A 20,630-nucleotide genomic window follows, 5' to 3' on the forward strand; every position below is an offset into this window, starting at 1 on the left:
CGGTCTGGTACTCGAACGCTCCGAGAGGCCCCCGCTCCTACGGAACGCTCATCACTACGGATTAGGCTGCCCCCCATGGCAAAGAAGCGCTCCGGCGGTGGTCTGACCGGGACCCAGCAGGCCGCCAAGTTCCTCGGTGTCAGTGTGCTCGCGGGAGCCGTGCTGGCGGGCATCGCCCTGCCCGCGGCCGGCGCACTCGGTCTGGCCGCGAAGGGCACTGTCGAGGGGTTCGACGAGATCCCCTCCAACCTGAAGACCCCACCGCTGAGTCAGCGCACCACGATCCTCGACTCCGAGGGTGGCCTCCTCGCCACCGTGTACTCGCGGGACCGGAAGGTCGTCCCGCTGGACAAGATCTCCCCGTACATGCAGAAGGCGATCGTCGCGATCGAGGACGGCCGCTTCTACGAGCACGGGGCGATCGACCTCAAGGGTGTGCTGCGCGCGATCAACCGCAACGCGCAGTCGGGCGGGGTCTCGCAGGGCGCGTCCACCCTCACCCAGCAGTACGTGAAGAACGTCTTCGTCGAGGAGGCCGGTGACGACCCCGAGAAGGTCGCGCAGGCCACCCAGCAGACCATCGGCCGCAAGGTCCGCGAGCTGAAATTCGCGATCCAGGTCGAGGAGGAGCTGGGCAAGAAGAAGATCCTGGAGAACTACCTCAACATCACGTTCTTCGGGCAGCAGGCGTACGGCATCGAGGCCGCCTCCCAGCGGTACTTCTCCAAGCACGCCGCCGACCTGACCCTCGGCGAGGCGGCGATGATGGCCGGCCTCGTCCAGTCGCCGAGCCGCTACGACCCGATCAACGACCTCCAGGAAGCCACCAAGCGCCGCAACGTGGTCCTCCAGCGGATGGCCGACGTCAAGGACATCAGCCAGGCCGAGGCCGACAAGGCGAAGGCCGCCCCGCTCAAGCTGAAGGTCAAGACCCCGAGGAACGGCTGCATCACCGCCGTCGACGGTGCCGGCTTCTTCTGCGACTACGTCCGCAAGACGATCCTCATGGACCCGGTCTTCGGCAAGACGGCGGAGGAACGCCAGAAGCTGTGGAACCTGGGCGGTCTCACCATCAAGACCACCCTGGACCCGCGCGCGCAGGCCGCCGCCAACGAGGCCGCGATCGCGAAGGTCAACAAGGACGACCCGGTCGCCACCTCGGTCGTGCAGGTCCAGCCCGGCACCGGCAAGATCCTCTCGATGGGCCAGTCCCGCCCGTACGGCCTGGACCAGAAGAAGCACGAGACGACGCTCAACCTCGCCGTGAGCAACCGGATGGGCGGCAGCACCTACGGCTTCCAGGTCGGCTCGACCTTCAAGCCCTTCACCGCCGCCGCCGCGCTGGAGAAGGGCATCAGCCCCGCGCAGTCCTACGACACGCCGTGGAAGATGAAGGTGAACGAGAGCGGCTTCCGCGACTGCAAGGGCGCCCCCGGCGCCAACAGGGAGTGGGAGCTGCAGAACGAGCTGGAGTCCGAGGCCGGCTCCTGGGACATGACGGGTGCGCTCGGCAAGTCCATCAACACCTACTTCGTGCTCCTGGAGCAGCAGGCCGGACTCTGCGAGACCGCCCAGATGGCGCAGAAGCTGGGATACGCCCGCGGTGACGGCAAGCCGCTCGAAGTGACGCCGGCGCTCACCCTCGGCAGCCAGGTCAGCACCCCGCTGGCGATGGCCTCGGCCTACGCCGCCTTCGCCAACCGGGGTCTGCACTGCACTCCGGTCGCCATCGAGTCGGTCAAGGCCGCCAACGGCGACAAGCTCAACGTGCCGGACACCACGTGCACACGGGCGATGAGCGAGCGCACCGCCGACCTGATCAACCAGATGCTGAAGGGCGTCGTCGAGGACGGCACCGGTACGAAGGCCGGTCTGAGCGACCGCGACAACGCGGGCAAGACCGGTACGACCAACGACCGCAAGGACGCCTGGTTCGTCGGCTACACCCCGAATCTGTCCACCGCGGTCTGGGTCGGCGACGACGTCGGCGAGCAGAAGCCGATGTACCGGATCACCATCGGCGGGGAGTACTACTCCAAGGTCTGTGGTGGCTGCCTCCCCGGCCCCATCTGGAAGATCGCGATGACGGGCGCCCTCGACGCCTCCGAGACGCCGGGCTTCGCCCCCATCTCCGTACCTCGGGCCGAGAAGCCCAAGGACAAGGAGGACGGGGACGAGGGTCCGAACAAGCCGAACAAGCCCCGTAAGCCGGGCGACAACAAGCCGGGCGACACCAAGCCCCCGACCAACCCGTTCCCCGGCATCACGATCCCGCCGGACATGCTGGGCGGCGGAAACGGCCGCGGCGGAAACCGCTGACGGTCCCCTTACCCCGTACACGCCGAGAGGGCGCCCCGCATCCGCGGGGCGCCCTCTCGGCTGTGGTCCGGTCGAATCAGCCCGCGAGGAGCTTCTTCACGGAGGCGGCGACCCGGCCGCCGTCGGCCTGGCCGGCCACCTTCGGGTTCACGATCTTCATGACGGCGCCCATGGCACGCGGGCCCTCGGCGCCGGCCGCCTTGGCCTCCGCGACGGCCGCCGCGACGATCCCGTCGATCTCCTCGTCGCTGAGCTGCTTCGGCAGGTACGCGTCGAGGAGGACGCCCTCCGCCTTCTCCCGCTCGGCGGACTCGGGGCGACCGCCCTGGGCGAAGGCGTCCGCGGCCTCGCGGCGCTTCTTCGCCTCCTTGGCGATCACCTTCTGCACCTCGTCGTCGGAGAGTTCGCGCTTGGTCTTGCCCGCGACCTCCTCCTTGGTGATCGCGGTGATGGTCAGCCGCAGGGTCGAGGAGCGCAGTTCGTCGCGCTCCCGGATCGCGGCGTTGAGGTCGGCCTGGAGCTTCGCCTTGAGCGTGGTCATGAGGCCAAGTGTGGCAGGTGTGCCGCCCCACCCGCCCGCGCATTTAGGCCTCCGGGGTCTGCGACGATGGGGGAATGCGCGCACGGTACGGGCTCCCCCTGAAGATCACGGCAGGCCTCACGGCGACGGCCGCCGCCGGAATCGTCTACGCGGCCGGCTTCGAGGCCCGCTCTTTCCGGCTCCGCCGTGTGACGGTCCCGGTGCTCCCGCCCGGCATGGACGACCTGCGGGTCCTGCAGGTCTCCGACATCCACATGGTGAGCGGTCAGGGCAAGAAGCGGGCCTGGCTCCAGTCCCTCGCGGGGCTCCGCCCGGACTTCGTCGTCAACACCGGCGACAACCTCTCCGACCCGAACGCGGTACCGGAGGTCCTCGACGCGCTCGGCCCGCTGATGGAGTTCCCGGGCGTGTACGTCTTCGGCTCCAACGACTACTACGGGCCCACGCTCCGCAATCCCGGCCGCTATCTGATGGAGAAGGTCCAGGGCCGGCACGGCCTCAACGGCAACAAGCCGGTCGTCGGCGCCGTCCACAACCCCTGGGAGGGGATGCGGGACGCGTTCGACGCGGCGGGCTGGGTGGACCTCACCAACACCCGCGGCCGGCTCAAGCTGCCGCAGGCGGAGCTCGCGTTCACCGGCCTCGACGACCCGCACATCAAGCGCGACCGGTACGAGCGGGTCGCCGGCGGCCCCGACACCGGGGCCGACTTCACGGTGGGCGTGGTCCACGCCCCGTACCTGCGCTCGCTGGACGCGTTCACGGCCGACGGGTACGAGCTGATCCTCGCCGGGCACACCCACGGCGGGCAGCTGTGCATCCCCTTCTACGGGGCGCTCGTCACCAACTGCGACCTGGACACCGACCGGGTGAAGGGGCTCTCCACGCACACGGTCGCGGACCGGACCTCGTACCTCCACGTCTCGGCGGGCTGCGGCACCAACCGCTTCACCCCCGTCCGCTTCGCCTGCCCGCCCGAGGTCACGCTGCTGACCCTGACGGCGCGCGGGTAGCCGCCGCTGCGCGCCGGATCCGCCCCCCTCCTCCTACGGTGGGGGGCATGCTCACGCCGAACCGCGCGTCCGCCGTCCCGGCCTCCGTCGTGCTCCCCACCGCCCGCAGGCCGTACGCCGCCGCCTTCCGCGGCGTGATCGCCCTGTCCGCCGCGACGGGCCTGGTCATCGAGTGCGTCCACGTGAACGTGCTCGTCGTCCTGAGCTTCTTCACCATCTGGTCCAACATCCTGGTCGCCCTGGCCCTCGGAGCGGGCGCCGTCCGCGCCTGGAACCGGCGCCCGCCGCTGCCCGCGCTGTGGACCGGCGGCGTCCTGCTCTGCATCACGGTGGTCGGCCTCGTCTTCCACCTGGTCCTCGACAACCCGGCGAGCCCGTTCAACCAGGCCGCAGAGATCGCCCGGCTCACCGGCGCCAAGGCCGTCGCCAACCAGCTCCTCCACACGGTGACCCCGATCGGCACGGCCCTGGACTTCCTGCTGCTCACCGCCCCCGGCGCCCTCCGATGGCGCCACGCCGCCCAGTGGCTCGCGATCCCGGGCCTCTACTTCGCCTTCGCCCTGATCCGCGGCGCCCTGCTCTCCCCCGGCACCCCGACCCGCTACACGTACCCCTTCGTCGACGTCACCGCCCACGGCTACCCCGCCGTCCTCACGAACGCGGTCGTCCTCGGCGCGGCCTTCTACGCCCTCGGCCTCGCGATCGTCGGCCTGGACCGCATCCGACCTGCGCCGCGACCCCGCGAAAACCGGATTTCGTCTCAGCGCGCGCGTGGGCTAAAGTAATCGATGTCGCCGCGACGTGAAGAACAGAGCAGCGACATCGGGGTGTAGCGCAGCTTGGCAGCGCGCTTCGTTCGGGACGAAGAGGTCGTGGGTTCAAATCCCGCCACCCCGACAGCCGTAACACCAGGTGAGGCACCTAGCGACATCGCTAGGTGCCTCACCTGTTTTCGTCTGCGTGTCTATCTGCGTGACTACCGCTCCTCGCGTGTCTACGACCGCTGCGGATCGCCGCCGAAGATCCCGTCCATGACCACGGCACCGGTCTGGATCACGGGCCGGATCTGCTTCCGGTAGACCTCCTCCGTCACGGCCGTCCCCGAATGGCCGACCAGGCGGGAGATCACTTCCAGCGGGACACCACGGTCGGACAGCAGGGACACGAAGCTGTGCCGGAGCTCCCGGGGCGTCCACTCGTCGGCATCGATCCCGTCGACACCCTTGAGCGCCTGGCGGAAGGCGCGGCGGACGTTGGCCGCGTCGAGCGGCTTGCCCACGGCCGAGGAGAAGACGAGCCCGTGTTCCTCCCACTTCTCGCCAGCGGCAAGCCGGTCCCATCCTCGATCTTCGAATTGCTGTCAGAGGGCTTCGACGCAACGCGCCGGCAGGGCGAGCGTTCGCCGGGACTTCCTGGTCTTGGTGTCTCCGCCACGCCGGACCGAACGCCACACCGCGATGTGCGGAGGCTGCGGCGGATCGGCTTCCGGGACGCCTTTCAGGAAGACGTGATCCCAGGTGAGCGCCCGCAGCTCCTCGGTACGGGCTCCGGTCAGCAGGGCGACGACGATGTAGGTGTGCATCGAGGTCCCCTCAGCACCCTTGAGCACGGCTTCGGCTTGGGCGAAGGTGAGCGCCTGGAGGGCCGCCCGACTTGCCCTTGGGGCACCGAGCACCACGCGACGACGTTGCGCTCCACCTTGTCCCGAGCCATGGCCCGCTTGACCGAGCGGTTCAGGCAGGAGTGGACAGCCAGCTTGGAGAGTCCGGGTGCTGAGTGTTTTCGCCTTGACGGCAAGCCAGCGGTCGACGTCCTCCGCGCTCAAGTCACGGAGCTTGCGGGCCCCGAGGGACGGGATCACGTGCGTCCGGCTCAGGGTCCCGCAGGTCTCGGCCGTGCTCGGGTCGATACCCACCAGGCCGGGCCCGGGACAGCTGGCCGCACCTCGGTCAGATGGCTGCTACGGCAGCTGACTCGCCGGCGACCACCACCGGCTGTACGTAAGCCAGCAGCAGCCCGAGGAACCGTTCCGGCCGGCGGAACGCAGCGAAGTGGCTGCAGTCCTCGATCAGTGCGAATTCCTTGACCGGCGCCTGGACGTCGTCGAAGAAGCGGCGGGCGAGGTCGGGCGACGTGAGGACGTCTTTCTCACCCTGGAAGAAGAAGAACGGGATCTCGAACTCGGTACCGTCCGCCCAGTCGTCGAACTCGGACGTGCCTGCGGTGACCTGCTCCGAGAAGCTCATGCCCTTGACGAAGTGCCCCAGCTCGCGCAGAGAGTGCAGCGGCGAGAGCCATAGGGACCCCATGACGACCTTCTTCATCGTGTCCAAGGTCAGCGGGTCGCTGGTGGCCAGCAACTTGGCGTGCATCGCGCGCTCGCGGGCGCTCCAGCGGTGCTTGTCGACGTCCAGAGCCTCGACCGCCGCGAGTTCCTTGCGCTTCTTGGCCGCTCGCAGTCGGGCAAGGAGTGCCTGGTGTACGGAGTTGTCGCGGCCGGAGTCGTGGATGTTCTGGTCGGTGCCGACGTACGCGGAGTAGCGCTCGGGGAACTCACGGGCGAGCCGCAGGCCGAAGGCGCTGCCGTAGGAGTGGCCGAGCAGGACGAGCTTGTCGGCGCCGAGGCGGGTGCGGATGTGGTCGGTGACCTCGACCGCGTCCGCGTAGATCCGCTCGAAGGTCATCTCGCCCTGTCCGTCGGCTCCTCCGCGGCCGAGGGTCTTGAGGGTGCCGCGCATGTCCCAGCGGACGATCGTGAAGTGCTTCTCCCAGGATCTGGTGCGCGGCCCGAAGATCGCGCTCGAGGCGCCGGGGCCGCCGTGCAGCTCCAGGACGACGGGGTTGGTCAGGTCCTCGCCGCGGACCGAGATCCACTGGTCGATGCCGCCGATGCGGACGAAGCCCTGCTCGTCGATGCCGTGGGGGCTGTCGATCTTCATGAGGGAGGCGTTACGGGAGCGCTTCAGGGCGCGGTGGCCGAGGATTCCGGCCGTCGGTGCGGCGAGGAGTGCAGCGGCGGAGGTGGCGACGATGGCGGCGAGCATGACGACTCCCAGAGATCCGTATCAAGGAACTGCGTATGACGTAAGCAGTTAGCTATACGCTATAAACAGTTAGTGCAGGTCGTCAACAGGTGACGACGAGGGAGTTCAGGATGAGTGCGAAAGAGCCCCGGAAGTCAGTGGGGAAGCAGGGCGGTGCGAAGGCGAGCTTCGCGCTGCTGTGGGGCGAGCAGGGGCAGCCAAGCCGGGGTCCGAAGCCCTCGCTGACAGCAGGCCGGATCGCCGAGGCGGCGATCACGATCGCCGACAAAGAAGGTCTGGACGCGGTCTCGCTGGCCCGGGTCGCCAAGGAATGCGACGTCACCGCGATGGCGCTCTACCGGTACGTCCCCGGCAAGGCGGAACTGGTCGACCTGATGGTCGACCTCGCGATCGGTCCCCCGGTGTCAGTCGCCGACATCCCCGGCGGCTGGCGCCCGCAGTTGACCGAGTGGGCCCGCCAGTGCTCGGCCGTGTACCGCCGCCACCCGTGGATCCTGACGGCCACCGGCATGCGCCGCCAGATCATGGGCCCCCATCAACTCGGCTGGCTGGACACCGCGTTGGCCGTGCTCGCCGGAACCGGCCTGTCAGCCCCCCAGCGGCATGACACGTTCCTGCTGCTCGTGGGCCACATCCGCAACATCGCCCAGCAGACCGTCGAACACGACGAGGCGGCGAACGAGGAGTGGGCCCACCTCACAGCCGACGTCCTGGAACGCCACGCGGACCGCTTTCCCGCCCTCACGTCAGCGGCCGCAGAGGGCGCCTTCACGCCACAGAGCGCGGACCCGCTGGACTTCGGCCTGGAGCGGATCATGGACGGCGTGGCGGCTCTCCTCCCGTAACGAGCCCGCCGTAGCCGCCAGTCAGGTACCCACCGATCAGGCCCCTTCCACTCCCCGCTCCCGCATTTCCCCAGTTGGTCCACTTCGAGAACCAACTGGGGCGAAGAGCAGCAGTGGGGAAAATTCGAGATCGGCATCACCGTGCCCCTCGCGTGCCCGATCCAGCGGGGACGTCAGACGCCACATGAGTGTCTAACTGCGTGACAACGCCGACGAACAGTGGCGGACGAGCGCGAACGGCTGTGGACCATCAGCGCAGGTGAGGAGCCTGCCAACTCAAGGCAGAGCTCCCACCCGAGTTGCGCCGCGGGGGCTGTGCGGGACTCTCGAAACACCCCCTAGATCACCGGCGGGCGGCCCAGGCGGGTCATGTGGCGGACCGTGGACCAGCTCATGGGGTGGCGGGGGCCGCAGGAGTGGCGGACGCCTTCCGCGAAGCCGGCGAACCAGGACGCGAGGCCCGGGAGGGAACGGGTGCGGGCCAGGGTCAGGAGGGTCCAGACGCCCAGGTAGACGGGGACGAGCAGGGCCGGCAGGTTGCGCTTGGCCAGCCAGACGCGGTTGCGGGCGGTCATCCGGTAGTAGACGGCGTGCCGGGCGGGGCTGGTCTTCGGGTGCTGGAGGAGCAGTTTCGGCTCGTAGACGACCTTCCAGCCCGCGTCGAGGGCCCGCCAGGCCATGTCGGTCTCCTCATGGGTGAAGAAGAAGTCCTCCGGCCAGCCGCCGATCTCGTCGAGCATCACCATCGACAGGCCGTGGCCGCCGCCGAGGAAGGTCGTGACCTCGCCGCCGCGCATCGGGTCCTTCGCCCCGAGGCGCGGGACGTGGCGGCGCTGCGTCTCACCCGTCTCGTCGGCGATGCGGAACGACACCACGCCCAGGAACGGGTCGGCCTCGTACAGGTCGGCGAGGCGGCGGAAGACGTCGGTGTCGACGAGCAGGCCGTCGTCGTCGAGGTCCACCACCACGTCGACGTCGCCGAACGCGCGCAGCGTCTCGATCGCGACGTTCCGGCCCCCGGACACGCCCCGGTTCTCGGGCAGTTCCACGCCGGTCACGCCCTCGGGAAGGTCCGGGAGGGTCCCGGTGCCGTTACCGACGACCACGATCCGGGCAGCGGGTTCGTCCTGCCCGGCCACGGCGTCGAGCAGCGCCCCCAGCTCGGCCGGGCGTGTGCCCATCGTCAGTACCGCCACACCCACACGCGGTCGCGCCACGACCCACTCCGTTCCCTGTTCACCGGAACTCGCTCCGGGCCGCGATGCTAACGCCCCACGACACCTTCCGTTCATCCGCACCACGGGTGTGATGCACCCGGCGGGCCCCGGGAGGGGGGAGCGCGGCGAAGCGCGTGGTCCGGCGGCTCTACGCTGGTTCTCTTCCGTTAAGTTGGTCGATCGTCGAAAGGGTGGTCTCCAGGTGCTGGTCGCGGACCGATATCGGCTTCATGTGTGTATCGGTCGGGGCGGTATGGGCGAGGTGTGGCAGGCCACCGACGAGGTGCTCGGCCGGGACGTCGCCGTGAAGCTGATGCTCGCCCACGGAACCGACCCCTCCGCCGCCGACCGGTTCCGGCTGGAGGCGCAGACCGCTGCCCGGCTGAGCCACCCGCACGTGGTGGGCGTCTTCGACTTCGGCACATGGGACGGAAAGCTGTTCCTCGTCATGGAGTTGGTCGAGGGCGACAGCCTCGCCGGAAGTCCCTCCGATCCGCTGATCCTGCCCGCCGAGCGGGTCGCCGTGGTCGCCGCGCACGCCGCCGCCGGGCTCGCCGCCGCGCACCGGCAGGGTGTCGTGCACCGGGACATCAAGCCGGGGAACCTCCTGGTCGACGCCGACGGCACCGTGAAACTGGCCGACTTCGGCATCGCCCGCTTCGTCGACGACCCCTCGGCGGCGCTCACGACCACCGGCCAGATCGTCGGCACCGGGCTCTACCTCGCCCCCGAGCGGGCCCTCGGGCAGCCCGCCTCGCCCGCCTCCGACGTGTACTCGCTCGGCTGCGTGCTCTACCAACTCCTCACCGGCCGCCCGCCGTTCCGCGCGGACACCGCCACGGCCCTGCTCTACCAGCACATCGACACCGCACCCGTACCGCCCGGCCGGCTCGGGGTCGCGCTGCCGCCCGAGTTCGAGACGTATCTGCTGAGCCTGCTGGCCAAGCAGCCGGAGCAGCGGCCCTCGGCGCAGACCATCGCGGACTGGTTCTCCTCCGGCGCCTGGCGCGCCTACTCCCAGCCCGCCCCGGTGCGGCCCCGGCCCCACGCCCCGCACCACACCGCGGGCCCGCCCACGGGCGCCGCCACCCGCTCCTCGCCGATGCCCGGGGCCGCGCCCATGCCCGTACCGACTCCGCCGCCCGGACAGGGTCACAGACCCGCGCCCCCGCAGGGGCACAGACCCCCGTCCGCCGGGGCGCCCGCTTCCCGGCGGCGTGAGCGGCCCGGCAGCTCCGGCGGCGGGCTCGCGGAACTCTCCCGGCGCCGCCCCCGCAAGACGGCCGCCGTGGCCGGGGCCATCGCCTTCGTGGTCTTCCTGATCATCGGGATGGCCTGGCTCTCCTGAACCGGGGTCCTCAGTACAGCCGCGGCGCCATCACCTGTGGTTCCCCGTCCGCCGTCGCGAGCAGCAGGCAGCGCGGTACGCCGGGGCCCGGGGTGGCCCGTACGGTCACCGCCGTCGGCGGGTCGGTCGGCAGCTCGATCGGGACGGTGACCGGCCGGTCGTCCTTGGTCGTGGCATGGCCCGTCTCCTTCCCGTCGACGAGGATCTCGACGACGGGCGTGTGCCCGGTCTGGACGGTCGCGGAGACCGAGTGCCCGAGGTAGTCGATGTGGAAGTGGTGCCGTCGCTTCATGGGTCACCTCCGTACCTCCAGAGTAGGTACGGAGCGCGGGTCCCGCCGCTCCCACGGATCCCGGCGCGGAGTGCGGCCGGAGTGCGGCGCGGATCCCGGCCGGAGTGCGACCGCACCGGCCCGGTGTTCAGATGGACCGGTACGGCGATCAGCGCCCCCGCGGAACGGAGCACCCGGTCCATGAGCCAGCCCCCTCCCTCCTTCGAGGCCACCACCGGTCGTCACCCCGTGAGGCGGCCCCGATGAGCCGGCGCCGGCCTCAGCGGCTCGCCCAGGCCAGCACCCCGAGCAGGATCAGGGTCAGGCAGATCCCGAGGTTGACCACCTTGTACTGGAGGAAGACCGCGACGAACTCGCGGATGGTCGCCGACGGCCAGAAGTAGGCGGCCGTCGGCGAGCCCACCACCTGGCCGTTCACGCCCGCGCGGCGGGCCGTGATGGCGGCCCGGAAGGCATGGAAGTTGTTGGTGACGATCACGCACGAGGAGCCCGGCCGGTCCCGCTCCATCAGCTCCTTGCTGAAGAGCATGTTCTCCTCTGTGGTGCGCGAACGGTCCTCGCGCACCACCGCGCCCGGCGGGAAGCCGCGCTCGACGAGGTAGTCGGCCATCGCGTGGGACTCGGGAAGCGCCTCGTCGGGGCCCTGGCCACCCGAGACGACGAGGACGGGGGCGTCGCCCTCCCGCCGCTCGTACGCGGCCAGCCGCTCGTACACCGCGCGTCCCCGGTCCAGGCGGCTCGCGAGGAGCGGAGGCACCCGGCGGCCGCCGATCAGGCCGGAGCCGAGTACGACCACGTAGTCGGCGTCACGGCGGATCCGCATCCGGCCGTACAGGAACGCGTAGCCCACGAAGCAGACGAAGAGGAAGGAGACGTAGCCGAGGAGGAGGACGAGGGTGAGGACGAACATGTGCAGCGCCCACGAGTCGGTGGTGGCCGCGACCACCGCCAGGACCATCACCCCGAACATGCCGAGCCCGGCGACCAGCGAGAGCAGATTGGCCGGGCGCCTGCCCTCCTTGCGGACCATCTTCACGCCGTTCGCGGTGAGCAGCCCCGCGAGGACGACCGGGCCCAGGCCGAGGACGAGCAGCCCGCAGATCATCACCGTCTCGGCGACGCCGGGCGGGGCGTCCTCGATCCCGGCGAGCAGCGCGATCCCGACGAAGGTGACGGCGAGGCCGAGGTGCACGGCATTGCCGAAGCGGCGCCTGTCCCGGCGCACACCGACCCCGAAGAACAGCAGGAAGACCGCGGCCACGGCGAAGGCGAAGGACATGACGGCATCGTAGGCAGACGCTAGACCTCGCCCGCCAGTGCGAACAGGCCGCGTCGTGCGCCCTCTTCGTAGGCGTCTCGCAGTTCGGGGTCGTCGAGCAGCGTCCGCAGGGCCGTCTCGCTCCGGGCCCGGGTCACCGCGCAGTACTCCGCCGGCCGGTACGACGTGTCGAAGACCGAGGCCCGCAACAGGTCCACCGCGCCCAGCAGATGGGCCGCCGCGTCGCGCCGTCCCGCCGACATCCGCATCTGGGCCAGGAGTTCCGCCGCGCAGGCCGCGCCCGCCGCCGAACCGGTGCGCAGATGCTCGCGCAGCGCCCACCGGGCGTATTCGGCCGCCCGGTCCTGCTCCCCGTCCCACGCGGCGAGCTCGGCCCGAGCATGGTTCGCCCAGGCGTCGGCGCACAGGTCACGGCCCACCCGCGGCCACCGGCTCTCGTGCTCCAGGTCCCCCTGGTCCAGCGCCTCCTGCGCGGCCTCCGGGTCCGTACGGCACAGGGCGAGCGCGAGGCCCACCCAGCAGGAGTGCCGGGTCGGCCCGAACTCCGGACACTCCGCCATCAGCCCGAGGGCCTCCCGGAACGCGGCCTCCGCCGCGCGCGTACGCCCCTGGTACAGGGCCGTCGCGCCCCGCAGATGGGCGAGCATCCCCAGGGCGCCCTCGTCCCCGTCCCGTACGGCTGCCGCCCAGGCCCGCACGAGGAGCGGATCGGCGTCCTCCGGGCGGCCCGACTCCAGCTCCAGGAAGGCGGCGAGCCACAGGGCGCGGGCCGACGGCTCCCCGTCGAGCAGGGCGAGGGCGTGCCGCAGCCGGGTACGGCCCTCTGCGGCCCGCCCACAGGCCACCCACAGGAACCAGAGCAGGACGGCGATCTCGACGGCCGTGTCGGCCTCGGCGCTCGGCGAGAGCGGCGCGGTCGTCGGATCCATGGCGACGGCCAGGTCCGGGAGTTCGCGCAGGGCGAGGTCGCGGGCGTCGACCTGACGACCGCTCTGCCACCAGTCGGCGGCCCGCCGGGCGAGCTTCACGCACCAACGCCGGTGCCGCAGCACCACGGCCCAGCGCTCACCGCGTTCGGTGAGCCGGCGGGCGCCCACGGCCCGCATCGGGAGCGGCATCCAGTAGCGGGGGAAGTCGTTCTCGCCGTCGAACAGGTCGTCGACGGGGAGGAGCGCGAGGGGCGCGAGCCGGGCGAGGACCAGGCGGATCTCGGCCGGAGGCAGCGTCCCCGACGCGCACACCTCGCGGACGGCGTCCCGGCCGAAGGCCCCCTCGAAGACGGACAGCCGCTCCCACAGGAGGCGTTCGGCGGGCCCGCAGCGGGCGTATCCGCGCTCGGCGGCGGCGAGCTGGTCACGGCCCACCGGCTCGCCCCACAGCACGGTCGGTTCGCTTGATTCATTTGGTTCACTTGGTTCGCAATGCTCGCGCTGCTCACGCTGTTTACCCAGCTCGCTCTGTTCACCCTGCTCGCGCTGTTTGCTCCAGAGAGTCGCCGTCTCGGGCGGCTCCCGGGTCCCCTCCCGATCCGCGCTCATGTCCATATGACTCATCCCCCGTCCTCTCCCCGTCTGTGAGTTATGCCTGACTCAATGGCGCACAAGAGCCATCACGGCTTGAATGCATATGCCTCGGTCCACATCCTGAGGCGCCCTGGAACCCACACCCACGGAATACCGGGGATCGACCAGGGAGGGAAATGACTACCGGGGAATCCGTCCTGGGAGAAGCGGATCTGTCGCTGATCCACGCACTGCAGATGGCCCCGCGCGCCAGCTGGACCCAGCTCTCGGCCGTTCTGGGGACGACCCCGGACACCCTCGCCCGGCGCTGGGAGCACCTCACGGCCGGGGGATACGCCTGGAGTTCGCTGCTCGCCGCCCGCCACGGCACGGACGAGATGCTCTACGCCTGGGTCGAGCTGGAATGCGCCGCGGGCACCTCCGAGGCCACCGCGACCGAGGTCTCGGGCGATCCGTACACCCTCGGCGTCCACCAGGTGACCGGCGACGCCGACCTCGTCCTGCTCGTGGTCTGCCCCGACCTGTACGCCCTCGACGCCTACCTCGCCGGACACGTGCGGCGGCTGCCCGGAGTCCTCCGGTGCCGCGCCCAGGTCGTCACCCGCATGCACAACCGCCCGTACCGGTCCCGGATCGAGCAGCTCACCCCGGGCCAGGTCCAGCTCCTCACGGAACTCACCGGCGGCGACCGGCGGCCAGGCACGCGCGCGCGTACCTTTCCGAACCTCACGGAGCTCGACCACCGTCTCGTCGCGGAACTGGCGGGCGACGCCCGCCGCAGCGCGGCCGAACTGGCCCGGCAGTGCGGTACGAGCGAGTCGACGGTACGGCGGAGGCTGGACGTCCTCTCGGCGGGCGGCGCCCTCCACCACCACTGCCTGCCGGCCCCGAGGTTCTCCGGGCGCCCGATGTGGGCCATGGTCACCACCGACGTACCGCCCCTGGAAGTACCGGCGACGGTGGCGGCGCTCGCCCGGCTGCGCCAGACCCGGCTGGTGACGTCGGTCACCGGCCCGCACAACCTGGCCGTCGCGATGTGGCTCCGCACGGTCGACGAACTGCACGAGGTCACGGCGGCGTTCGTACGGGCCGCCCCGGCGCTCCGGATCGCGGGCACCGCGCTCGCGCTGCGCACCCACAAGATCGGGGCCCAGGTCCTCGGTCCGGACGGGCGAAAGACGCACCACATCCGTCCTGACGCACCGCAGTGAGGCGTGGTCTGATGGAGGGCATGGAATTCGCCGTGTTCGTGACGCTGCCGGGTCTGGTCATCCTGCTGACCGTGGTCGCGTTCGCCGATCAGATCCTGCGCATGAGCGGCCGCGGAAAGCGCAGCGGCCAGATCTCGTCGACCGGCTTCGAGCAGCTGCACGCCACCTTCTCGCAGGGCAAGCAGAACGAGCTGAAGGAACGGCAGAGCGCCCTCGTGCTGCGCGACGACGAGGAGGACGGCGCCCCGCCGCACCGCTCGACGGTGGACCTCAAGGGCGGGCGCGCCGTCATCAGGCTCCCGTAGCTCCCGTAGCTCTCCCTGTCCCCGTGGACCGGACTCAGGCCGGTCGGGACGCCTTGATCGAGTACATCATCGGGATGCGGGGGCGGTCCGCGGGGAAGCGGTAGTAGCCGTCCTCGTGCCGCTGGAGCGCGCCGTAGCGCGGATACAGCGAGGCGTCGTGCTCGTGGAGGAACTCGATCCGCAGGCCGGCCCTGGCGAGCGCGGTGACGACCTCGCCGACCGGGTGCACCCACTCCACACTGCGGTTGTGGACGGTGGCGGCGTCGAGTTCGGCGTACGTGCCCGGGCTGGTGTCCACCCAGGGGTCGCGGACGAAGTAGTCGTGCACGATCCGGCTGCCCGTCTCGTCGTCGAGCGAGTCGGTGATCGGATGGAACTCGGCCACGTACAGGAAGCCGCCGGGGGCGACGAGCGAGGCGGCGGTCTCCGCCCAGCGCTCGATGTCGGGCAGCCAGTTCAGCGCCCCGCAGCCGGTGTAGACGATGTCGTACGCGCTGTCCGGGACGGCCTCCGCGGCGTCGTACACATCGGCCGCGACGAAGGCCGCCCGGTCCTGCGTGAGGCCCAGGTCCGCGGCGAGCGAGCGCGCGGTCTCGACGGCCGGCTCGGAGAAGTCCAGGCCGACGACGCGCGAGGCGCCGTGGCGGGCCCAGGAGAGGGTGTCGAGGCCGATGTGGCACTGGAGGTGCAGCAGAGAGCGTCCGGTGACATCACCGATCTCCGCGAGCTCGAAGTCCCGCAGGGCGTCCTTGCCCGCGCGGAAGGTGTCGAGGTCGTAGAAGGCACTCGCGGCGTGGATCGGGACACGCTCGTCCCAGCGGGCTCGGTTGGCCTCGCGCCAGTCCTCGGGGGTCGGGGAGTACATGTCGGCGAGGTTATCCACAGGTTGAGAGTGACGCGACCCGATTGTCCGCCGCGCGGAGCATCATGGGTGCCATGACTGAGAGCAACAACGCCGGGCTCGACGCCGGGCTCACCGACCCGACCCCCGCCTGGGAGCAGCGCTTCCGCGCACCGCGCGTCTCGCTGCCCGAGTGGGCGGAGGAGGCCCCGGACCGCTCGCTCTTCGTGTCGAACGCGACGGGGACGTACGAGCTGTACGCCTGGGACCGGGCGAGCGGGGACCAGCGGCAGGTCACGGACCGGCCGAACGGCACGACGGACGGCACGCTGTCACCGGACGGCGCCTGGATCTGGTGGTTCGCGGACACCGACGGGGACGAGTTCGGCGTGTGGATGCGCCAGCCGTTCGGCGGCGGCGCGGACGAGCCCGCCGTGCCCGGCCTCGACGCCTCCTACCCGGCGGGTCTCGCCATCGGACGGGACGGCACGCTCCTGGTGGGCCGCTCCACGGACGAGGACGGCTCGACGGTCCATCTCGTACGCCCCGGGGCCGGCGCCCCCGTCGAGATCTACCGGCACCGGGAGTCGGCCGGGGTCGGCGACCTGTCGTACGACGGCGACCTGATCGCCATCGAGCACACCGAGCACGGGGACGCGATGCACTCGGCGCTGCGGGTGCTGCGCGCCTCGGACGCGAGCGTGCTCGCCGAGCTCGACGACACCAAGGGCGGCACCGAGGAGCTGGGGCTCGCCGTCCTGGGCTTCGCACCGGTGACCGGGGACACCCGGCTGCTCGTCGGGCACCAGCGGCGCGGCCGCTGGGAGCCGATGCTCTGGGACGTGGCGACCGGCACGGAGACCGATCTCCGGCTCGACCTGCCGGGCGACGTGTCGGCCGAGTGGTACCCGGACGGCTCCGGACTGCTCGTCGTGCACAGCTTCGAGGCCCGCAGCGAGCTGTGGCGGTACGAGATCGCCACCGGCGCCCTGGTCCGGGTGGAGACCCCGGCCGGTTCGGTGTCGAGCGCGACGGCCCGCCCGGACGGCAGCGTGGAGTACCTGTGGTCCTCGGCGGCCGAGCCGCCGGTGGTGCGCTCCACGGACGGCGGCGTCGTCCTCGACCCGCCCGGCCCGAAGGCACCGCCGTCGGTGCCGGTGGAGGACGTGTGGGTGGAGGGCCCCGGGGGCAGAGTCCACGCGCTCGTGCAGCGCCCGGCGGGCGAGGGCCCGTTCCCGACGGTCTTCGAGGTGCACGGCGGCCCCACCTGGCACGACAGCGACGCCTTCGCGTCGGGCCCGGCGGCCTGGGTGGACCACGGGTACGCGGTGGTGCGGGTCAACTACCGGGGCTCGACCGGGTACGGGCGGGAGTGGACGGACGCTCTCAAGCACCGGGTCGGCCTGATCGAGCTGGAGGACATCGACGCGGTCCGCGCGTGGGCGGTGGCGAGCGGTCTCGCCGACCCGTCCCGGCTGGTGCTGTCCGGCGGCTCCTGGGGCGGCTACCTCACGCTGCTCGGCCTCGGCACCCAGCCGGACGCGTGGGCGGTCGGTCTCGCGGCGGTCCCGGTCGCGGACTACGTCGCGGCGTACGAGGACGAGATGGAGGCCCTCAAGGCGCTGGACCGGACGCTGCTCGGCGGCTCCCCGGAGGAGGTGCCCGAGCGGTACGCGGCCTCGTCGCCGCTGACGTACGTGGACGCGGTCAGGGCGCCGGTCCACATCTCGGCCGGCGTCAACGACCCGCGCTGCCCGATCCGGCAGATCGACAACTACGTCGACCGGCTCAAGGCCCGGGGCGCCGTCCACGACGTCTACCGCTACGACGCGGGACACGGCTCGCTCGTGGTCGAGGAGCGGATCAAGCAGGTCGGCCTGGACCTGGCGTTCGCCGCGAAGCACCTGGGGACCCGGGAGGTGGAGAGCTGAGGCGGCCGGGGACCCGGCCGCCGGAGGACTGAGGCCGCTTGCGTACCGTGGGGGGCGTGTACCGGTTCCTGAGAACGCCCCGCTGGTGGGGGATCAACGTCTTCGTCCTGCTGGCGATCCCGTTCTGCGTGTTCATGGGGACCTGGCAGCTGGGCAAGTTCGAGGATCGCGTCGAATCCCACGAGGCGGCCGAGAAGCGGCCCGCCGTGAGCACGCTGAAGGCCGAACCGCTGGCCTCCCTGCTCCCGGTGGACCAGGAGACCTCGGGCCGGTCGGCCGAGGCGAGCGGCCGGTTCGGGGAGCAGTTCCTCGTCCCGGACCGTGAGCTGGACGGCCGGACCGGCAGCTACGTCCTGACGATGCTGCGGACCGACGGCGGCCGGTCGCTGCCGGTGGTCCGGGGCTGGCTCCCCACCGGCGCCAAGGCCCCCGCACCGCCGTCCGGCGAGGTCACCGTGGTGGGCGCGCTCCAGGCCTCGGAGAACGGCGGCACGAAGGGCGTCCGCGCGGCCGGCGGGCTGCCCGAGGGGCAGCTGGGGATGATCAGCGCGGCATCCCTGGTGAACGTGGTCACGGACGAGGTCTACGACGCCTGGATCACCCTCGCGGACTCCCCCGCCGGTCTCACGCCGGTCCCGGCGGCCGCCGCGGCGGGCACGAGCCTGGACGCGAAGGCCTTCCAGAACCTCGGCTACACCGCGGAGTGGTTCGTCTTCGCGGGCTTCGTCCTCTTCATGTGGTTCCGCCTGGTGCGCCGCGAGGCGGAGGCGTCCCGGGACGAGGCGCTGGGACTGTAGGGGACGGGACGGGGGGGGGAGGGGGCGGGGGGGGAAGCCCCCCTCGTGTCCTCGCGGTCCTCGTGACTCCCGTAGGCCCTCGTGTCCTTCGTGGCCCCGGTCGCTCAGGAGGCGTCCAGGACCCCGGTCCGGTAGATGGTGCCCGCGCAGGCGTTGGGGATGGTCGCCGACGCCGAGGGGCCGCCCGGCTCCGCGACATGGCTGACCAGGACGCTGCCGTCCGCCGGGGCACCGTCCTCGTGGACCAGCTGGGGTGCCACGCCCGAGCCCGCTTCCGCGCCGGTGCCCGGATCGGTACCGCTGCCTCCGGAGCCCGTGCCCTCGCTGGGGTCGGGGTTGTTGGTGCCGTCGGTCGGGGTGTCCGTCGGCGGCGGCGTGGTCGGCGGCTCGGTCGAAGGGGTCACCGTGGGGGTCGGGGTGGTGGCGGTCCTCGGACAGGTCTCGCTCGGCACCCAGACGAACTTCACCTCGTAGGAGTCGCTCGGCTTCAGGACGAGCAGGGACGACTCCTGGGAGGGGTCGGGGAGGCCGCTCCCCCCGTCGCCCGAGGTGTGCCGGATCACCGAGATCCGCGCCGGGTCGGCCGCGCCGCGGGCCTCGAAGCCGACGACTCCGCTGCCGTTCACGACACAGGCCTGGGCGGAGACGTTGGCGATGCGGAAGGCGCCGTGCACCTTGCCGTCGCCGTCGGGTCCGCCTGCCCCCGCCGAGCTGACGCCGAGCTGTTCGGCCCCGCACATCGGCAGGGATCCGGGGGCCGCGTTCTCCGCCTCCTGCGAGGTGCCGGACACGCCGGGGCCGGGCCGCTGCGGCTTGCCCGAGGGGCCGTCGGCCGCGCCCTGGCTCGGGGACACGGTGCCGGCGGGGGGCTCGGCGCTCTGGCCGCCCTCGATGCCGGTCTCCGTGCCGGTCTCGGTGCCGGTGCCGCCCTGGGCTTCCTCGCCGTGGCCGGCGTTCACCGGGTTGGCGGCGGAGACGCCGCCCGAGGCGGCGACGTGCACGAAGGCGGGTACGGCCGTCCCGATGAGGACCGCGGCGGCGGCGGCGCCCACGACGGCCTGCCGCTTACGGGCACGGCGCGCGGGCACGGCCCGGCGCAGGTGTTCGAGGGAGCCGAGGGAGGGTTCCAGGCCGGACACGGCGCTCTGGAACAGCCGCCGCAGCGCGAGTTCGTCGTCCCCGTCGCCCTCGCCGGGGCCGGGCTCGATGTTCACCATGCGCTGTCCACTCGGTTCGTCACGTTCATCTCGACGGGCGCCGTTCTCGCCGTTCTCGCCGTTCTCGCCGTTCTCGACGGTCGCGGTGTTCTCGCCGCTGTCGACGCTCGCGATGCCGTCGCCGTTCTCGACGCTCTCCACGCCGTTCTCGACGTCCTTGCCAGGTGCCTCGCTCACGAAGTCGCTCCCATCGCGACGCGCAGCGACGCGATGCCCCGCGAACCGTACGCCTTCACCGAGCCCAGGGATATCCCGAGCGCCTCGGCGACCTGAACCTCGGTCATGTCCGAGAAGTACCGCAGGGCCAGCACCTCACGCTGGCGCCGCTGGAGTCCGCGCATCGCCTTGATCAGGTCCTCGCGCTCCAGCTGGTCGTACGCCCCCTCCTCCGCGCTGGCCATGTCCGGCATCGGCTTGGACAGCAGCTTGAGGCCGAGGATGCGGCGGCGCAGCGCGGACCGGGAGAGGTTCACGACGGTCTGGCGCAGGTAGGCGAGCGTCTTCTCGGGCTCGCGCACCCGCTTGCGGGCGGAGTGGACGCGGATGAACGCCTCCTGGACGACGTCCTCGCAGGAGGCCGTGTCGTCGAGGAGCAGCGCGGCGAGACCGAGGAGCGACCGGTAGTGGGCGCGGTAGGTCTCGGTCAGGTGGTCGACGGTCGTCCCGGCCGCGGAGGCGCCTTCGGCGCTGGTCCGGGGCGAGGGGATGCCGTCGACTGCGCTCGCGCGGGATCCGGTGGGCACGGGGGCGATCACCGGCATGCCGCCGAGAGCGCGCGGTCGTCGATAGGGGCTGACCGCGGAGCCGCGTACGGGGACGACGCCGATGCTCCGCACGGGGAGCACAGCTGTGCCCGCGCCGCGCAGCGGAGCGATGGTCGCGATGTCGAGTACCTCTGCCACGCCTG

18 protein-coding genes, 1 tRNA gene and 1 pseudogene are annotated in these 20,630 nt (G+C 71.4%); 10 read left to right on the forward strand and 10 right to left on the reverse strand.

The window, feature by feature from the left end; translation table 11 throughout:
* The first annotated feature begins 75 nt into the window (after positions 1-75).
* Positions 76-2,319: a transglycosylase domain-containing protein gene (locus tag OG514_RS11280; RefSeq protein ID WP_266893486.1), complete on the forward strand. Its 2,244-nt coding sequence runs from the start codon at positions 76-78 to the stop codon at positions 2,317-2,319.
* Between the two features lie 76 nt (positions 2,320-2,395).
* On the opposite strand, the gene OG514_RS11285 is transcribed toward OG514_RS11280, so the two are convergent.
* A complete protein-coding gene (locus OG514_RS11285; RefSeq protein WP_266893488.1) occupies positions 2,396-2,860 on the reverse strand; it encodes a GatB/YqeY domain-containing protein in 465 nt (154 codons plus the stop codon).
* Between the two features lie 74 nt (positions 2,861-2,934).
* Here OG514_RS11285 and OG514_RS11290 point away from each other — a divergent pair, with 74 nt between their 5' ends.
* From OG514_RS11290 to OG514_RS11300, 3 genes are all read left to right on the forward strand, one after another.
* The gene (locus OG514_RS11290) at positions 2,935-3,873 is read left to right on the forward strand and encodes a metallophosphoesterase (protein WP_266893490.1); all 939 of its coding nucleotides are present in this window, start codon (positions 2,935-2,937) and stop codon (positions 3,871-3,873) included.
* A 47-nt stretch (positions 3,874-3,920) separates the two neighbouring features.
* Complete coding sequence (locus OG514_RS11295) at positions 3,921-4,658, forward strand: Pr6Pr family membrane protein (protein WP_266893492.1); 738 nt, start codon at positions 3,921-3,923, stop codon at positions 4,656-4,658.
* Between the two features lie 38 nt (positions 4,659-4,696).
* Positions 4,697-4,770, forward strand: a tRNA-Pro gene (locus tag OG514_RS11300).
* 97 nt (positions 4,771-4,867) lie between these two features.
* Here OG514_RS11300 and OG514_RS11305 read toward each other — a convergent pair.
* Together OG514_RS11305 and OG514_RS11310 are read right to left on the reverse strand one after the other, a co-directional pair.
* Positions 4,868-5,791, reverse strand: a pseudogene (locus OG514_RS11305) (tyrosine-type recombinase/integrase).
* A gap of 31 nt (positions 5,792-5,822) precedes the next feature.
* On the reverse strand, positions 5,823-6,917 hold the full coding sequence (locus OG514_RS11310; protein ID WP_266893494.1) for an alpha/beta fold hydrolase: 1,095 nt from the start codon (positions 6,915-6,917) through the stop codon (positions 5,823-5,825).
* A gap of 110 nt (positions 6,918-7,027) precedes the next feature.
* On the opposite strand from OG514_RS11310, the gene OG514_RS11315 reads away from it, so the two are divergent.
* Entirely contained in the window at positions 7,028-7,762 is a 735-nt protein-coding gene (locus OG514_RS11315) for a TetR/AcrR family transcriptional regulator (protein WP_266893495.1), read from the forward strand.
* A 338-nt stretch (positions 7,763-8,100) separates the two neighbouring features.
* Here OG514_RS11315 and OG514_RS11320 read toward each other — a convergent pair whose 3' ends face one another.
* Entirely contained in the window at positions 8,101-8,979 is an 879-nt protein-coding gene (locus OG514_RS11320; protein ID WP_266893497.1) for a glycosyltransferase family 2 protein, read from the reverse strand.
* A gap of 202 nt (positions 8,980-9,181) precedes the next feature.
* On the opposite strand from OG514_RS11320, the gene OG514_RS11325 reads away from it, so the two are divergent.
* A complete protein-coding gene (locus OG514_RS11325) occupies positions 9,182-10,327 on the forward strand; it encodes a serine/threonine-protein kinase (RefSeq protein ID WP_266893499.1) in 1,146 nt (381 codons plus the stop codon).
* A 10-nt stretch (positions 10,328-10,337) separates the two neighbouring features.
* On the opposite strand, the gene OG514_RS11330 is transcribed toward OG514_RS11325, so the two are convergent.
* The 3 genes from OG514_RS11330 to OG514_RS11340 all read right to left on the reverse strand — a co-directional run bounded on the left by OG514_RS11330 (position 10,338) and on the right by OG514_RS11340 (position 13,436).
* Entirely contained in the window at positions 10,338-10,619 is a 282-nt protein-coding gene (locus OG514_RS11330; RefSeq protein ID WP_266893501.1) for a hypothetical protein, read from the reverse strand.
* Between the two features lie 259 nt (positions 10,620-10,878).
* Positions 10,879-11,898 (reverse strand): YdcF family protein, encoded by a 1,020-nt coding sequence (locus OG514_RS11335; protein WP_266893503.1) that lies wholly within the window; start codon positions 11,896-11,898, stop codon positions 10,879-10,881.
* 20 nt (positions 11,899-11,918) lie between these two features.
* Positions 11,919-13,436, reverse strand: coding sequence for a tetratricopeptide repeat protein (locus tag OG514_RS11340; protein ID WP_266893505.1), 1,518 nt, complete (start codon positions 13,434-13,436; stop codon positions 11,919-11,921).
* A 161-nt stretch (positions 13,437-13,597) separates the two neighbouring features.
* Here OG514_RS11340 and OG514_RS11345 point away from each other — a divergent pair, with 161 nt between their 5' ends.
* Positions 13,598-14,632 carry an Lrp/AsnC family transcriptional regulator gene (locus OG514_RS11345; protein ID WP_266893507.1) on the forward strand — a complete coding sequence of 345 codons (1,035 nt, stop codon included), beginning with the start codon at positions 13,598-13,600 and terminating at the stop codon, positions 14,630-14,632.
* A 20-nt stretch (positions 14,633-14,652) separates the two neighbouring features.
* Positions 14,653-14,937 (forward strand): DUF6191 domain-containing protein, encoded by a 285-nt coding sequence (locus OG514_RS11350; protein WP_266893508.1) that lies wholly within the window; start codon positions 14,653-14,655, stop codon positions 14,935-14,937.
* A gap of 34 nt (positions 14,938-14,971) precedes the next feature.
* Here OG514_RS11350 and OG514_RS11355 read toward each other — a convergent pair whose 3' ends face one another.
* Positions 14,972-15,802, reverse strand: a complete 831-nt coding sequence (locus OG514_RS11355) for a bifunctional 2-polyprenyl-6-hydroxyphenol methylase/3-demethylubiquinol 3-O-methyltransferase UbiG (RefSeq protein WP_266893510.1) — start codon at positions 15,800-15,802, stop codon at positions 14,972-14,974.
* A 71-nt stretch (positions 15,803-15,873) separates the two neighbouring features.
* Here OG514_RS11355 and OG514_RS11360 point away from each other — a divergent pair, with 71 nt between their 5' ends.
* Both OG514_RS11360 and OG514_RS11365 read left to right on the forward strand, forming a co-directional pair.
* Positions 15,874-17,709: a prolyl oligopeptidase family serine peptidase gene (locus OG514_RS11360; RefSeq protein ID WP_266893512.1), complete on the forward strand. Its 1,836-nt coding sequence runs from the start codon at positions 15,874-15,876 to the stop codon at positions 17,707-17,709.
* Positions 17,710-17,765: 56 nt separating this feature from the next.
* The gene (locus OG514_RS11365) at positions 17,766-18,506 is read left to right on the forward strand and encodes an SURF1 family protein (protein WP_266893514.1); all 741 of its coding nucleotides are present in this window, start codon (positions 17,766-17,768) and stop codon (positions 18,504-18,506) included.
* Between the two features lie 104 nt (positions 18,507-18,610).
* Here the strand turns inward: OG514_RS11365 and OG514_RS11370 are convergent, their stop codons facing one another.
* Positions 18,611-19,900 (reverse strand): hypothetical protein, encoded by a 1,290-nt coding sequence (locus OG514_RS11370; RefSeq protein WP_266893516.1) that lies wholly within the window; start codon positions 19,898-19,900, stop codon positions 18,611-18,613.
* A complete protein-coding gene (locus OG514_RS11375; RefSeq protein ID WP_266893518.1) occupies positions 19,897-20,625 on the reverse strand; it encodes a SigE family RNA polymerase sigma factor in 729 nt (242 codons plus the stop codon). Before OG514_RS11375 ends, OG514_RS11370 begins: the two co-directional genes overlap by 4 nt.
* Between the last annotated feature and the right edge of the window lie 5 nt (positions 20,626-20,630).

Source organism: Streptomyces sp. NBC_00572, assembly GCF_026341815.1.
GTDB lineage: Bacteria > Actinomycetota > Actinomycetes > Streptomycetales > Streptomycetaceae > Streptomyces.